The sequence below is a fragment of the Microbacterium sp. LWO13-1.2 genome, from assembly GCF_038397725.1.
Lineage (GTDB): Bacteria > Actinomycetota > Actinomycetes > Actinomycetales > Microbacteriaceae > Microbacterium.
Window position 1 is genome coordinate 3,259,156 of the sequence record NZ_CP151634.1, and the last position, 14,706, is coordinate 3,273,861.

Sequence of the window (14,706 nt, forward strand, 5' to 3'; positions counted from 1 at the left end):
ACGGATTGCGGCGGTCGCCGCGGGGCGGTCTGCCCCTGACTCACGACCCGGTCCGTGTCACTGCACGGGGAGGGTACGTGGCCGCCACGACTCGCGACGGGCCTCGAACTGCGCGATCTTGTCTTCGTTGCGCAGCGTGAGCCCGATGTCATCGAGCCCTTCGAGGAGCCGCCACCTAGTGTAATCGTCGATCCCGATGTCGGCCTGGATGCCACCGATCGTCGCCGTGCGTGCCTGCAGGTCCACGGTGATCTGCGCACCCGGGTTCGCGTCGATCTCCGCCCAGATCCGCTCGAGATCCTCCTCGGAGATCGTCGCTGCGAGGAGCCCCTGCTTGCCCGAGTTCCCGCGGAAGATGTCGGCGAAGCGCGGGCTGAGCACGACCTGGAACCCGAAGTCGCGCAGCGCCCAGACGGCGTGCTCGCGGCTGGAACCGGTGCCGAAGTCGGAACCGGCGACGAGCACCGAGGCACCCTGGAACGGCTCCTGGTTGAGCACGAAGTCCGGATCCTGCCGCCACGCATGGAAGAGGGCGTCCTCGAACCCCGTCTTGGTGACGCGCTTCAGGAAGACGGCGGGGATGATCTGGTCGGTGTCGACGTTAGACCGCTTCAGAGGTGCGGCGATGCCGGTGTGGGTGGTGAACTTCTCCATGATCAGGCCTCCAGATCGCTCGGGCTGGACAGGGTTCCGCGGATCGCGGTGGCTGCGGCGACGAGCGGCGACACCAGGTGCGTGCGACCGCCCTTGCCCTGCCGGCCCTCGAAGTTGCGGTTCGACGTAGACGCGCACCGCTCGCCCGGCGCCAGCTGATCCGGATTCATCCCCAGGCACATCGAGCACCCGGCGAAGCGCCACTCCGCACCGAAGTCGGTGATGATCTTGTCGAGCCCCTCGGCCTCGGCCTCCAGGCGCACACGCGCCGAACCGGGCACGACCATCACGCGCACGCCGTCGGCCTTCTTCTTGCCCTGGATGACGGACGCGAAGGCGCGCAGGTCCTCGATCCGGCTGTTGGTGCAGGAGCCCATGAACACGGCATCCACCGGCACTTCCTTGAGCGGGGTTCCCGGGGTCAACGCCATGTACTCGAGCGCCCGCTGTGCGGCCGCCCGCTCGTTCGGGTCGGCGATGTCGGCCGGGTTCGGCACGGATGCCGACAGCGAGCTGCCCTGCCCCGGGTTGGTGCCCCAGGTCACGAACGGCTCGAGTTCATCGGCGTCGATGAACACCTCGGCATCGAAGACGGCACCGTCATCGGTCGGGAGCGTCCGCCAGTAGGCGACCGCGTCCTCCCAGTCCTGACCTTTGGGCGCGTGCTGCCGGCCTTCCAGATACGCGAATGTCGTCTCGTCCGGGGCGACCATCCCTGCGCGCGCACCCGCCTCGATCGACATGTTGCAGATCGTCATCCGTCCTTCCATCGAGAGCGCCCGGATGGCGCTCCCGCGGAACTCCAGGACGAAGCCCTGTCCCCCGCCGGTGCCGATCTTCGCGATCACGGCGAGGATGATGTCCTTCGCGGTGACGCCGGCGCGCAGCGTCCCGTCGACGTTGATCGCCATCGTCTTGAACGGCTTCAACGGCAGCGTCTGCGTCGCCATCACGTGCTCGACCTCACTGGTGCCGATCCCGAAGGCCATCGCGCCGAAGGCGCCGTGGGTCGAGGTGTGCGAGTCGCCGCAGACGACGGTGATACCCGGCATCGTCAGCCCCAGCTGCGGGCCGACGACGTGCACGATGCCCTGCTCGGCGTCGCCCAGCGAGTGCAGACGCACACCGAACTCCGCCGCGTTGCGACGCAGCGTCTCGATCTGCGTGCGGCTGGTGAGGTCTGCGATGGGCTTGTCGATGTCCCACGTCGGGGTGTTGTGGTCTTCAGTGGCGATCGTGAGGTCGAGTCGGCGCAGCGGGCGTCCCTCAGAGCGCAGACCATCGAACGCCTGCGGGCTGGTGACCTCGTGCACGAGGTGCAGGTCGATGTAGATGAGATCGGGCTCGCCGTTCTCGCCCTTGACGACGAGATGGTCGTCCCAGACCTTCTCGGCAAGCGTGCGCGGACCGTGGAAAGTCTCGGTGGCGTCGGTGGTCATGATGTCGCTGTCTCCTGGGATCGAGGTTCGGCCCACGCTGAACTCCGCGACGAGAGAGGCCTAGATCGAGGTCTCGTCGCGGCCGCTAAGAAGGAGAACCACCCGCCGCATGCGGTCAGTTTACACCGCTGCGACGGGTGGTCCGTCCCTTCGTGAACGCTGTTACTCGACGATCGACGCCTTGTTCTCGGCGCGCTTCTCGCGAGAGGACGAGATGAGGCTGGCGATCGTCGCCACCGTCATGGACGCCAGGATCACGCCGAGCGAGACCATGTTGTCGATGTCCGGCACCCACTCGACGTGCTGCCCGCCGTTGATGAACGGCAGTTCGTTCTCGTGCAGGGCGTGCAGGATCAGCTTGACGCCGATGAAGCCGAGGATGACCGCGATGCCGTAGTGCAGGTACTTGAGGCGATCCAGCAGGTCGCCCAGCAGGAAGTAGAGCTGACGGAGCCCCATCAGCGCGAAGATGTTGGCCGCGAAGACGAGGAAGCCGTTGGTCGTGATCTCGAAGATGGCCGGGATCGAGTCGATCGCGAAGATGAGATCCGTCACGCCGATGGTGATGAACACGATGACCATCGGGGTGAACATGCGCTTGCCGTCGACCGTCGTGCGCAGCTTCGAGCCGTCGTACTCCTCGCTGATGTCGATGCGACGGCGCAGCAGCCGGACGATGAAGTTCTCGCGCTGCACCTCGCCCTCATGATCGCCCTCTGGCATTGCCTGGCGGATCGCCGTCCAGATGAGGAACGCACCGAAGATGTAGAAGATCGGCGAGAAGTGCTCGATGATGGCGACGCCGACGAGGATGAAGGCGCCGCGCAGCACGAGCGCGATGATGATGCCGACCATCAGCACCTGCTGCTGCAGGCGGCGAGGCACGGCGAACTGCGCCATGATCAGCACGAAGACGAAGAGATTGTCGATGGAGAGGCTGTACTCCAGCGCCCAACCGGTGATGAAGTCTCCTGCGTTCTTCCACCCGCCGACGTTGCCGAGGAGCACGGCGAAGATCAGCGCAAGGCTGACATAGAAGAGGACCCACAGCGTCGACTCCTTGGTGGAGGGGATGTGCGGGCGGAGCCGGACGAGCAGAAGATCGGCGATCAGGATGATCGTGAGCACGACCATCGAGGTGATTTCGAACCAGACAGGAATTTCCAAGGGCGCACTGCACCTTTCGAGGGAGGGTCGGAAATGAGCCGAAAGTCTCTCCCCCGCACAGAGTGCGTCGCGCGCCCGGAGCAGCGAAGATGATGCTCGTGATGACGATGCGCGCGGAAATGGGATACTCCCTCTCGCACGACAATGCTACCGGAGCATCCCGAACATGATGAAATGGTCGTCGTGACACAGACTTCGCATGAACACGTCGAACACGGCATCGCTCCCCTCGAGACCCCGGCCCAGAATTCATGGGCCCGCGCCATCGGCTCTCTCATCTTCGTCAGCCGCTGGTTGCAGGCTCCCCTCTACCTCGGACTGATCGTCGCCCAGATCGTCTACGTCATCGTCTTCATGGTCGAGCTCTGGCACCTGATCGCAGAGGATGTCTTCAGCGACATCACCCACATCAACGAAGCAACGATCATGCTGGCGGTCCTCGGACTCATCGACGTGGTGATGATCGCGAACCTGCTCATCATGGTCATCATCGGCGGCTACGAGACCTTCGTGTCGCGCATCAACACCGAAGGACACCCCGATCAGCCGGAGTGGCTCTCGCACGTGAACGCCAACGTGCTCAAGGTGAAGCTTGCGATGGCGATCATCGGCATCTCCTCGATCCACCTGCTGAAGACCTTCATCGCCGTCGGCAACATGGATGCGGACGGTGTCTCCTCCTCCGAGGTGGATGGCCTCGGCAGCTATACCCCCACCGGCGTGCTCTGGCAGGTCGTCATCCACATGGTGTTCATCCTCTCTGCCATCGCCCTCGCGTGGATCGACCGGATGTCCCAGCAGACGCTGGCCAAGGCGCACGCGCAGCCGGCGCACTGATCCGGACGTCTTCTGAGACGATGGGGCATCCGTCGACACTTTCAGGGTGAGAGACACCGAACGGAACAGGATGCCCCGTGCAGACGACTGATCAGAGATGGGCGGCACAGGCCGCGGCGGGTGACGAGAGCGCCTTCCGAGAGCTGTACCGAGCCCACGTGCGTCCGGTCTACTGGATCGCCCACGGCATCCTCGGCTCGCCCGCCGATGCCGAGGACGTCACCCAGGAGACCTTCGTGGTCGCATGGCGCAAGCTGCCCGACTTCGAGTTGCAGGGGGAATCGATCCTCCCGTGGCTGGCGACCATCTGCCGATTCCAGGCAGCGAATCGTCTTCGGCAGCGCCGTCGCGACCAGGCGCACACCACGGATGCCGCTGATGAGACGCTGCCGGACACGGTCAGCGTCGAGGAGCAGGTCATCACCGCCGCACTCGCCGCACGGATCGCCGAGGAGGTCGGTTCGCTGAGCGAACTCGACCAGGAGATCTTCCGGCTGTGCGCTTCGGAGGGATACGCCTATCAGGCGGCCGCCGAAGAGCTGGGGGTCAGTCATGCGGTCGTTCGGAACCGTCTCTCCCGAGTGCGCACTCAGTTGCGCGGCGCCGTGAAGGAAGCGAGAGACGCATGAACGACCAGAACACCACCGAGACACTGCCGCCGCTGTCGGATGCGACCATCGACCGCATCGAGAACGCGGTTTTCACGGAGATCGCAGCACAGCGGCCGTCGGCGCGCCCGTCTGTCGACCGTGCCCGTACCCGACGCCGACGCTGGCTCACCGGCGGCGGAATCGCCGCGGCGTTCGTGGTCGGCGTGCTCGTCACGCCCCCGATCCTCGGCATCGTCGGCTCCGGAGGAGCCACGAGTACCGCTGACGGCTGGAGCACCGGGACGGAGTACGACAGCGGCGCACAGGACCTTTCCGCCGAAAGCGCGCCCAAGTCCGACGCCGACAGCTCAGGCGGAGCAACCGAGATGGTCCCGCTGGCGGCGGACGAAGCATCCGCCCGCGAGATCATCGCCAACGCGAACGCCACCGTCCAGGTGAAGGACATCGCGAAAGCGGCGGCAGCGATCTCCGCTCTCGCCGAGGAGCACGGCGGATACGTGGAGAGCACCGACATCGGCAAGTCGCTCGCGACCGTCGACACGTCGATGCCCGCTCCCCCGAACGCCGGATACGGATGGATCAGCATCCGCGTTCCGTCTGCCGACCTCACCGCCGTGATCGAGGCTCTCAAGAACTCCGGAGAAGTGCTCTCCACGTCGATCTCCAAGCAGGACGTGACGTCGACAGCCATCGATCTGCGGGCACGGGTGGAGGCCACGCGGGCATCGGTGGTGCGCCTGACCGAGCTGATGTCGCAGTCGGGCAGTGTCTCTGAGCTCATCGAGGCAGAGGTCGCCCTGACCGACCGTCAGGCCCAGCTGGAGTCGTACGAACAGCAGCTCGCTGCTCTGGAGGACCAGGTCGCCATGTCGACGCTGCAGGTGCAACTCACGGAGACCGCGGCGCCGACGACGGCGGACCCCGCCGGTTTCGGCGATGGACTGCTCGCCGGCTGGAACGGCCTCGTCGTGTCGCTCAATGCCCTGGTGATCGCGCTCGGATTCGTCCTCCCCTGGCTGGGCGTCGTCGGCATCATCGTGCTCGTGATCTGGCTGATCCGAAGGGCTCGCCGTCATCGCAGGGCGGCGGCGACCGCCTCCGATGAGAGCTGAGACGGAACACTGACGAAAAGTCGCTCCCGAGTTCATCTCGGGAGCGACCTTTCATTGATTTTCCAGGGTATACAAGAAGTCTTGTGCTCTTGATCGTCCGTGCATAGCGTTGTCGACGTGGAAGACATCTCCGTGATCACCGCCGTGCACCACCCGCTCCGACGCCGCATCTTCGATTACCTGCTGCTCTACGGGACGTCTCAGGTGACGGCGATCTCGCGCGCGCTCGACAGCCAGGTCGGCAGCATCAGCCACCATCTGCGGATGCTCGAGCGGGCGGGCGTGGTCGAACGCGCGGAAGACCCCGACGGTGACCGTCGGACCAGTTGGTGGGTGCTGTCCCGGCACAGCTTCACCTGGTCGGCCGATGATTACGCCGACGCACCGGCGGATGCGCTGCTTGCGCGCGAGGCCGAGCGGAACGGCATCCGCGGGCAGATCGATCGACTGCAGCGCTGGCGCCGACGCCATCGCGCGCGTGAGCTGCCGGACTACGACGGTTTCAACATCGAGACACTCGGGTGGGCGACCCCCGCCGAGCTGCAGGATCTCTCCGAGCGGCTGGGCCGCACCCTCGCCGACTGGCGCACATCGATCGACAGGGCCGACGGTCGCGAGCGAACGCCCGTCTTCTTCTTCGCCCACGCCTTCCCGACGGAGCCGTGATGACCGCCACCGAACCACTTCAGCTGCGCGAACCACCGGTGTTTCGTCGCGACATCGCGGTGCACGCCTGGATCGGCGTGAAGGCGCTCTCCGACGCCGGCGACGCTCTCTGGACGATCGCGCTCGCCTGGACGGCCGTGCAGATCGCCTCCCCCGCTGTCGCCGGTCTCATCATCGCTGCCGGAACGGTGCCACGCGCGGTGATCCTGCTCTTCGGTGGAGTCATCGCCGATCGGGCGGATGCGAGGCGCGTCATGATGCTGTTCAACGCTCTCCGCGTGGTCGTGCTGGTGACGGTCGCGCTGTGGGTACTCGCCACACCGCCGTCCGTCGCCGTCCTGCTGTTCGCGGCGATCGCGTTCGGGGTCTGCGACGCATTCTACGAACCGTCCGCGGGCACGATCGCCCGGCAACTGGTGCGCCCTTCCGACCTGCCCTCGTACAGCGCCGTCTCGCAGACCGCATCGCGACTCGGCAGTATGGCCGGTGCGGCGATCGGCGGCGTCCTGGTCGCGCATGTCGGACTCAGTGGCAGTGCCTCCGTGAACGCCCTGACGTTCACTCTGGTGGTCGCGTTCATCGCAATCTGGCTGCGGCCTCGGTTCGCACTCGCGCGCGCCGACCGGGAGTCGGCGCTGCGCGGCATCGCCCGCGGCTTCGCCCATCTGCGTGAAGCACCGACGACCCGAACGCTCGTCATCGCCCTGTCCGGTCTGAATCTCGCCGTGGGCCCGGCAGTCGGAATCGGTCTGGCATTGCGGGCACACGACCAGGATTGGGGCGCGCAGGCACTCGGGCTGTTCGAAGCGCTCCTCGGCCTCGGCGCGGCACTCGGCGCTGTCTCCGTCGCCCGGTGGCGACCCCGGCGCGAGGCCTACGCCGGATTCTGGGCGCTTGTCGTTCAGGGCGCCGGCATCGTGGCGCTGGGTCTCGGGCCGCTCTGGAGCGTCGCCGCCTCCTCATTCCTCATCGGCGCGACCGCGGGCTACGCATCCGTGCTGCTGAGTTCGACCTTCGCGGCCACCGTCGACACCGCCTACCTCGGACGGATGGGGTCGATCACGCGGCTCGGAGACGACTGCCTGATGCCGCTCGCGATGGCCTGCTTCGGCGCGCTCGCAACGGCGACGGCGCTGTGGGTTCCGTTCGCGCTCTACGGAGCAGCCATGGCGGCGATCATGATCGTTCCGCTGCGCAACCGGACGTTCCGCGAGCTGTCCCTCCGTCAGCCGCCAGTCGCTCCGCGCGAGACCGCGGAAACCCGCTGAGCCCCCTCGAACGACCCGATCACACCCCGCTAGAGTCATCGGCATGAGCAGCGCCGCCACTGATTCGAAGGTTCGCACCGTGCCCGCCGGGCGAGATCTGACGCTCGATCTCACCCGGGTCGCGTGCGTGGCGCTCGTCGTGTTCGTGCACATCCTGTTCACCGGCGTCGGCCACCGCCCGGATGGATCTCTCCTCATCGAGCGCACCGTCGAGCTCCAGGCCTGGTTCACGCCGGCGTCCTGGATCGCGAACATCATGCCGCTGTTCTTCGTTGTCGGCGGATACGCTGCGCGGGCCGGCTGGCGCTCCGCCGTCGCCCGCGGGGAGACCGCCGACCGGTTCATCCGGATTCGTCTGGCGCGCCTCGCGCGACCGGCACTCCCCCTGTTCGCGTTCTTCACACTGGTGCTCGCCGCCACGCGGATCATCGACCTCGACCCGGCGCTCGTCGACACGATCGCGATCGGCGTGGGCTCTCCCCTGTGGTTCCTGGCCGCGTACATGATCGTGCAGGCGCTCTCGCCGACCATGATGCGCCTGCACGAGCGCTACCGCGGATGGGTCCCGCTCGCCTTGATCATCGCGGCGGTCCTGGTGGACGCCATCCGATATGTCCTCGTGATGGGCGTGCTCGGCGTCGGCCCGGTTCCGTCGGCGGGCTATGGATTCGGCGACGAGCTCGTCGGGGTCCCCAACGTCGTCTTCGTGTGGCTGTTCGCTCAGCAGGTCGGATTCTTCCTGTTCGACGGCTGGTTCGCAAAGCGCCGCTGGTGGCAGCTCGCCCTGCTGATGGTCACGGGCTATGCGCTGCTGTTCGGGATGGTTTCGATCGGCGGCTACTCGTGGAGCATGCTGGGCAATCAGTGGCCGCCGACCGCGACGATGGCGGTGCTCGCCGTCGTACAGGCATCCGGTCTCACGCTCCTGCACGCTCCACTCACCGCGCTCATGCGCACCCGGCCCGCGCGGGCCGTGGTGTTCCTGCTCGGTTCCCGCCTGATGACGATCTACCTCTGGCACCTGCCGATGATCATGGTGCTCACCGGCATTCAGCTGCTGCTGCCGCTTCCGATGCCCTCGCCGGGGAGTCCCGCCTGGTGGTGGACGCGTCCGGTGTTCCTGGTCGTCGTGCTGGGCGCCGTATGGTTGCTCTCGCTGTGGCTGGTGCGGTTCGAGGAAGCCCCGGCGTCCGGAACCCCGCGCTTCTCCGCCCCTTCCACGACCGTGGTCGCTGTCGTGCTGTTCGTGGTTCCGGTGCTGGCGATCACGGCCTATGGGCTCGATCTGCTGCTCGCAGCCGTCGCCCTCGTCGGGACGTGGGTGGCGCTGCGGATGACAGGTTCTCGGTGGACTCGCACGGTGGCCTGAAATGACGAAAGCCCTCGGCGAACCGAGGGCTTTCGTGTTGTGTGACCCCAGCGGGATTCGAACCCGCGTTACCGCCGTGAGAGGGCAGCGTACTAGGCCGCTATACGATGGGGCCGTCTGGCGGAACGTTTCCGTGCCGCGACAACCGTTCAAGTATGCCATGCCGATTCTCCCTCCGCAAAATCGTGGCGGCACCGACCGGATGCCCGGGCGTGGCGCGGACGGGAACGGGTTTGCCCCGGGCGCGGGGACGGAGTTGACTCGTCTCATGCGCGTCACGAAATTCGAACACGCCTGCCTCCGGATCGACGAGGCCGGAGGGACCCTGCTGATCGACCCGGGTTCGTTCACGACCCCGCTGAATGATCTCACCGCCCTCGTGGGCGTCGTGATCACGCACGAGCATCCGGATCACTGGACGCCGGAGCATCTCGACCGCATCCTGCGCGTGGCGCCCGGCACGCCGATCTTCGCGCCCGCAGGTGTTGCACGCGCCGCCGAAGGCTACGAGATCACGGTCGTCGCACCGGGTGACACGGTCGAGGCGGGAGACTTCACGTTGCGCTTCTTCGGCGGTGAGCACGCGGTCATCCACTCCTCGCTTCCCACGATCGAGAACCTGGGCGTTCTGGTGAACGACAAGCTCTACTACCCCGGCGACTCCTACGCAGTGCCCGTCGATGTCGAAGTGGACACGCTCGCCGCGCCCCTGGGGGCGCCCTGGCTGCGTATCGGCGACGCGATGGATTTCGTTCTCGCAGTGCAGCCGCGCCGGGCGTTCGGCACCCACGATATGACGCTGTCCGTCATCGGCAAGGGCATGCACCGTCAGCGCCTGCAATGGGCGACGGAACAGGGAGCCGGCGAGTTCTTCGCGCTGGAACCCGGCGAAGCGATCGACCTCTGATGCCGGTCCGCCGGCTTCTTCCCGCACCCACCGCGCGGCTTCGATTCCGGGAGATGGTGCCGGAGGATCTGGACGCGATGGCCGCGATGCTCGGCGACCCTGAGGTCATGGCCTTCTATCCCGCACCGAAGACGCGGGACGAGAGCGCCGACTGGATCGCTCGGAACCAGCAGCGCTACGCCGAAGACGGTCACGGCTTATGGATCATCGAGACGCACGATGGCGAGTTCGTCGGAGGCTGCGGCGTCACCTGGCAGTCCGCCAATGGCGTCCCTCTCCTCGAGGTCGGGTATCAAGTGCGCGCAGCGATGCAGCGTCGCGGCTTCGCGACCGAGGCGGCTCGCGCCTGTGTCGATCTGGTTCGCCGCGAATTCGCGCCCACCCTGCTGACCGCGATCATCCATCCCGACAACGACGCGTCCCGCGGTGTCGCCGAGAAGCTCGGCATGACGCACATCGCCGACGACCACGCCCATCCCTGGATCGTGCGCACGGTCATGGGCATGCAGGTCGATGCCGCTCCGGCGTCCAGCGTCAGTGCGCCGCCCGCACCCTGAGATCGCGCGCCAGGTGATCGCGTTGCTCGATGACCAGACGACGCAGGGCGGCCGGAGCTGAGGCGTTGCCCTCGAGCCAGGCATCGACGAGTTCCAGCGAGTCCGCAGCCGGGAACATCCCGACCACGAGGCGCTGGGCCAGTTCGATACTGCGCGAGCGCCAGGCCTCGGCGATCAGCGAGAAGTAGGCCTCGTCGAATCCCGCGATCAGGTCCCGGCTCCCACCGGCACGGAACCCCGCGATCTCCGCGTCCAGATGATCGTTGCTCAGAGTGAGGTCGTTCCACGCCGCATCCCAAGCGGCCGCGCGGATGGCGGCCACCGGGCGTGCAGCGAGAGCGCGCCGCGCGGCCGTGCGCCCGGTTGCCGTGTCGTCGCGCATCTGCTCGTCCGAGATGTCTTCCGCCGTGGCATTCCCCGTGGTCGCGAGTGCGGTGAGCAGCTGCCAGCGCAGATCGGGATCGACGGTGAGGCCGTCGGGCACCCTCCCGTCGAGGAGGGCGCGCACCTCACCGCTGTGCGTGCCGTCGTACGCGGATGCGGAGGCATATGCGCGTGCCCACGACAGTTGAGCGTCGCTCCTGGCCTCAGCGCCCTGCAGTGCGGCCCAGGCCGCCGCCGTCCAAGCCTGCTGTTCGTCGGCGCGCGCATCGTCGGCGACGAAGTGGCGGACAGCGAACGCCGCGTTGGCGAGGATTCCGACGAGCAGACCGATGCTGGATTCACGCGGAGCGTGGTTGCGCACGACGGCGAGATACCGTCTGGCCGACAGCTCCCCGTCGCGAGTGGCGTTCCACAGCGACGACCAGACCAAGGCACGCGCCAGCGGGTCTTCGATGTCGGAGAGGGACTCTTCCACGCACGCCAGCGAACGCTCATCGAGGCGCACCTTCGCGTAGGTCAGGTCGTCATCGTTGACGATGACGAGGTCCGCCTCGGGGAGATCGACCGGGGTCCGTTCTTCGGTGATGTCGATGGAGATCTGTTCGCGCCGCACGACGCGCCCGTCGGTCCGCTCGTACATTCCGACGCGCAGCCGGTGTGGTCGCGGTTCGCTCTGCACGATCGTCCGCTGCCCTGCCGCATCCGTCTCCAGCCGGATCGTGGACATTCCCGTCGTCTCCAGCCACGCACGAGACCAGGCGCGCATGTCCCGCCCGGATACGGCGTTCAGCTCCGTCAGCAGGTCTTCCAACGTGGTGTTTCCGAATGCGTGGGTCGCGAAGTAGCGTCTGGCACCCTCGAAGAAGGCGTCGTCGCCGACGAAGGCGACGAGCTGCTTCAGCACGGCAGCGCCCTTGGCGTAGGTGATGCCGTCGAAATTGAGCTTCGCAGCTTCGAGGTCGATGATGTCGGCGACGATCGGATGCGTCGTCGGCAGCTGGTCCTGCTGATAGGCCCACGCCTTGCGGTTCGCGGCGAACTTCGCCCAGGCATCGGTGTAGCGGGTGGCGGCTGCCGAGGCGTGCGATCCCATGTAGTCGGCGAAGGACTCCTTCAGCCACAGGTCGTCCCACCAGCGCATCGTGACGAGATCGCCGAACCACATGTGCGCCATCTCGTGCAGGATCGTGTTCGCCCGGCCGGCGCGCTGCGCGTCGGTCGCCGCGCCTCGGGACAGATAGGCCTCGGTGAAAGTGACGAGGCCTGGATTCTCCATCGCGCCCAGGTTGTACTCGGGTACGAAGATCTGGTCGTACTTTCCCCACGGGTACGGGTAGGCGAAGGCATCCGTGAAGAAGTCGAGACCCTGCCCGGTGACCTCGAGGATCTCGTCCGCCTCGAGGTGCTGTGCCAGCGATCGCCGTGCGAAGACGCCGAGCGCGATGTGCTGTTCGTCACGGCGCCACTCCCCCTCGACCCGGACGTACGGCCCGGCGGCGACGGCGGTGATGTAACTGGAGATCGGAAGGGTGGGCGCGAACTCGACGCGCTGCACTCCGACGCCGCGATCGACTGTCGCCGGCGACTGGTTGGAAAGCACCTCCCATCCTGCGGGGGCATCGACCACGAAGGTGTACGACGCCTTCAGATCGGGCTGCTCGAAGCAGGCCATGACCCGCCGTGAGTCCGCCGGCTCGTACTGCGTGTAGAGGTAGGTCGCGTCGTCGGCCGGGTCGTGAAAGCGGTGCAGGCCTTCGCCGGAGCGGCTGTACGCCCCGATCGCCTCGACGCGCACGATGTTGCGCTGTTCGAGGCCGGTCAGTGCGATGCGCGCGCCGTCGTAGTCGATGCTCTGATCGACGCCGTTGACGCTGACACGGTCGACGCTCTCGCCGATGAAGTCGAGCCAGGTTGCAGCAACGGTGCTGTCGAACTCGAGCGTGGTCGTCGTCGGGAAGCCGGTGCGGGATCGCTCCGGGGCTCCGGTCAGGTCCAGTTCGACCCGGATGCTGCGCAGGGTGACCGCTGCGGATCGCGCCGCGGTCTCTTCCCTGGTGAGGTTCGCTGAGTTCATGCCTCCATCGTTTCACGGCGGAGGGATCGACTCGGACTGCTGCGCGTATCCGGCGTCCGTCTCACTCGCCTTCGAAGAGCCGGCGGATCGCGGTCTCCGGCGAGACGGTCAGATCGAGCATCCGTCCGCGGGCGTACAGACGGAAGACCCGCGGATCGATGTAGCTGCCGCGGGCGACCGCCGTGGTGTTGCCGAGCGCTGCAGCTGTCGCCTGAACGGCCATCCGCTCCGCCTGCCGACGTTCGCGCGCCGAGTCGAGTGCGCCGATGCGGGCCAACGCGTCGGCAGCGAGGATCGTGCCGTGCAGGGTGCGGAAATCCTTCGCGGTGAACGAGCCTCCGGTCACTTCGCGGAGATAGGCGTTGACCTCACCGGGTGTGATCCGGACGCGGCGGCGCCCTCGCCTGTAAGCGAGCAGGGGGGCTCGCCCAGGACCGGCGGCAAGGTCGGTGAGCGCGTCGGCGAGAACAGAATCGGTGATCTCGATGGCGGCGCGTCGCCCGCTCTTCGCAGGAAACGAGAGTGCGACCGTCGATCCGTCGACCATCACATCTCGCCGCCGCAATGTCGTCAGTCCCCTGCTCCCGTGCCGCACGAGATAGCGCTCCGAGCCGATGCGGAGAGCCGCATCGTCCAGCAACCGGAATGCCGTCGCGAGCACCCGGTCCCGGGATGCCTCCTCGTCTCGCAACCCCCGGGTGACCCGGGCACGCGCTGCCGGCAACGCCTTCGCGAGGGCGAGCGCGCGACTGAACTTGCGTCGATCGCGACGGGCGCGCCAGAGCGGATGGTAGAGGTATTGGCGACGTCCGGCCTCGTCGGTTCCGACCGCCTGGATGTGCGCGAGCGGTTCTGCGGCGATCCAGACGTCCTCCCACGCAGGGGGAATCACCAGATCGCGGATGCGCTCGCGATCGCCGTCCCCGACGGGGGCTCCTGTCTCGTCGAGATAGCGGAATCCGCTGCCCGCCCGGACCCGACGAAATCCCGACTGCTCGCCGGGAACCACACGGATCAGCGATGCCATCCCTCAGCCTCCAAGTTCGCGCGTCAGCAGCCCGCCGACGCGTCGCCTCAGGATGTGGGAGTCGCGCTCTCCTGCGGAAGGGGGTGGCACTCCTTCGCAGCCGGTGATAGAAGCGGGATGCCCTATACCCGGGAGAGCCTGTTGTCCAGGGACTTCTCGCTTGTCGTCGAAAGGACGATGCTCGGATGGAATTCTGGGGAAGGAGACCGATCATGGTTCGGGGTCCCGTGCGGAGCCGCGTCGGCGATTCGGCGGACGACCCGTCGCGCGTGCGAAATCAGCCGGCTCTGCGCACGTCGTCGGGAGCGATCTGGCTCATCGTGGGTGCGGTCTTCACCGCGATCTGCCTGATCCCCCTTGTCGGCATCGTGGCGACCGGACGTTCTGCGGGCATGGTCGCGATCGCGACGATCGTGCTCATGGTCGCCTTGTACGCGGCGATGGTCACTGTGCGTCTCGCTGCGTCGCCCGGACCACAGCGGTTGCAGCGGATGGCCTTCTGCTTCCTGAGCATGGCCGCAGTCACGCTGGTCGGCATGATCGCCTGCGTGCTCCTCCAGTGGGGCGCGCCGGGTTCTCTGTAGTCTCCGTGGACTCACCGACCACCCGCCGCTCCAGGAATCGTGATGAGGCC

At 66.9% G+C, this 14,706-nt stretch carries 14 protein-coding genes and 1 tRNA gene; 9 read left to right on the forward strand and 6 right to left on the reverse strand.

Annotated features, from left to right (window positions below; translation table 11 throughout):
• Positions 1–57: 57 nt before the first annotated feature.
• The 3 genes from leuD to MRBLWO13_RS15635 form a co-directional block, all read right to left on the reverse strand.
• A complete protein-coding gene (leuD, locus tag MRBLWO13_RS15625; protein WP_341975009.1) occupies positions 58–654 on the reverse strand; it encodes a 3-isopropylmalate dehydratase small subunit in 597 nt (198 codons plus the stop codon).
• 2 nt (positions 655–656) lie between these two features.
• Positions 657–2,093 (reverse strand): 3-isopropylmalate dehydratase large subunit, encoded by a 1,437-nt coding sequence (gene leuC, locus MRBLWO13_RS15630; RefSeq protein WP_341975010.1) that lies wholly within the window; start codon positions 2,091–2,093, stop codon positions 657–659.
• 162 nt (positions 2,094–2,255) lie between these two features.
• Positions 2,256–3,260 (reverse strand): TerC/Alx family metal homeostasis membrane protein, encoded by a 1,005-nt coding sequence (locus tag MRBLWO13_RS15635; RefSeq protein ID WP_341975012.1) that lies wholly within the window; start codon positions 3,258–3,260, stop codon positions 2,256–2,258.
• A 183-nt stretch (positions 3,261–3,443) separates the two neighbouring features.
• On the opposite strand from MRBLWO13_RS15635, the gene MRBLWO13_RS15640 reads away from it, so the two are divergent.
• From MRBLWO13_RS15640 to MRBLWO13_RS15665, 6 genes are all read left to right on the forward strand, one after another.
• Positions 3,444–4,097: a TIGR00645 family protein gene (locus MRBLWO13_RS15640; RefSeq protein ID WP_341975013.1), complete on the forward strand. Its 654-nt coding sequence runs from the start codon at positions 3,444–3,446 to the stop codon at positions 4,095–4,097.
• A 77-nt stretch (positions 4,098–4,174) separates the two neighbouring features.
• On the forward strand, positions 4,175–4,726 hold the full coding sequence (locus MRBLWO13_RS15645; protein ID WP_341975014.1) for a sigma-70 family RNA polymerase sigma factor: 552 nt from the start codon (positions 4,175–4,177) through the stop codon (positions 4,724–4,726).
• The gene (locus tag MRBLWO13_RS15650; RefSeq protein ID WP_341975015.1) at positions 4,723–5,820 is read left to right on the forward strand and encodes a DUF4349 domain-containing protein; all 1,098 of its coding nucleotides are present in this window, start codon (positions 4,723–4,725) and stop codon (positions 5,818–5,820) included. Before MRBLWO13_RS15645 ends, MRBLWO13_RS15650 begins: the two co-directional genes overlap by 4 nt.
• Before the next feature lie 117 nt (positions 5,821–5,937).
• Positions 5,938–6,486 (forward strand): helix-turn-helix domain-containing protein, encoded by a 549-nt coding sequence (locus tag MRBLWO13_RS15655; protein WP_341975016.1) that lies wholly within the window; start codon positions 5,938–5,940, stop codon positions 6,484–6,486.
• On the forward strand, positions 6,486–7,754 hold the full coding sequence (locus MRBLWO13_RS15660) for an MFS transporter (protein WP_341975017.1): 1,269 nt from the start codon (positions 6,486–6,488) through the stop codon (positions 7,752–7,754). Before MRBLWO13_RS15655 ends, MRBLWO13_RS15660 begins: the two co-directional genes overlap by 1 nt.
• A gap of 43 nt (positions 7,755–7,797) precedes the next feature.
• Complete coding sequence (locus tag MRBLWO13_RS15665; RefSeq protein WP_341975018.1) at positions 7,798–9,123, forward strand: acyltransferase; 1,326 nt, start codon at positions 7,798–7,800, stop codon at positions 9,121–9,123.
• Between the two features lie 42 nt (positions 9,124–9,165).
• Here MRBLWO13_RS15665 and MRBLWO13_RS15670 read toward each other — a convergent pair.
• A tRNA-Glu gene (locus tag MRBLWO13_RS15670) sits at positions 9,166–9,238 on the reverse strand.
• A gap of 153 nt (positions 9,239–9,391) precedes the next feature.
• On the opposite strand from MRBLWO13_RS15670, the gene MRBLWO13_RS15675 reads away from it, so the two are divergent.
• Together MRBLWO13_RS15675 and MRBLWO13_RS15680 are read left to right on the forward strand one after the other, a co-directional pair.
• Entirely contained in the window at positions 9,392–10,030 is a 639-nt protein-coding gene (locus MRBLWO13_RS15675) for an MBL fold metallo-hydrolase (protein WP_341975019.1), read from the forward strand.
• Complete coding sequence (locus MRBLWO13_RS15680) at positions 10,030–10,587, forward strand: GNAT family N-acetyltransferase (protein ID WP_341975020.1); 558 nt, start codon at positions 10,030–10,032, stop codon at positions 10,585–10,587. Before MRBLWO13_RS15675 ends, MRBLWO13_RS15680 begins: the two co-directional genes overlap by 1 nt.
• Here the strand turns inward: MRBLWO13_RS15680 and pepN are convergent.
• Together pepN and MRBLWO13_RS15690 are read right to left on the reverse strand one after the other, a co-directional pair.
• Complete coding sequence (gene pepN / locus MRBLWO13_RS15685) at positions 10,565–13,045, reverse strand: aminopeptidase N (RefSeq protein ID WP_341975021.1); 2,481 nt, start codon at positions 13,043–13,045, stop codon at positions 10,565–10,567. The genes MRBLWO13_RS15680 and pepN overlap by 23 nt on opposite strands.
• Before the next feature lie 61 nt (positions 13,046–13,106).
• Entirely contained in the window at positions 13,107–14,072 is a 966-nt protein-coding gene (locus MRBLWO13_RS15690; protein WP_341975022.1) for a DNA topoisomerase IB, read from the reverse strand.
• A 212-nt stretch (positions 14,073–14,284) separates the two neighbouring features.
• Here MRBLWO13_RS15690 and MRBLWO13_RS15695 point away from each other — a divergent pair, with 212 nt between their 5' ends.
• Positions 14,285–14,656, forward strand: coding sequence for a hypothetical protein (locus MRBLWO13_RS15695; protein WP_341975023.1), 372 nt, complete (start codon positions 14,285–14,287; stop codon positions 14,654–14,656).
• Positions 14,657–14,706: the final 50 nt, after the last annotated feature.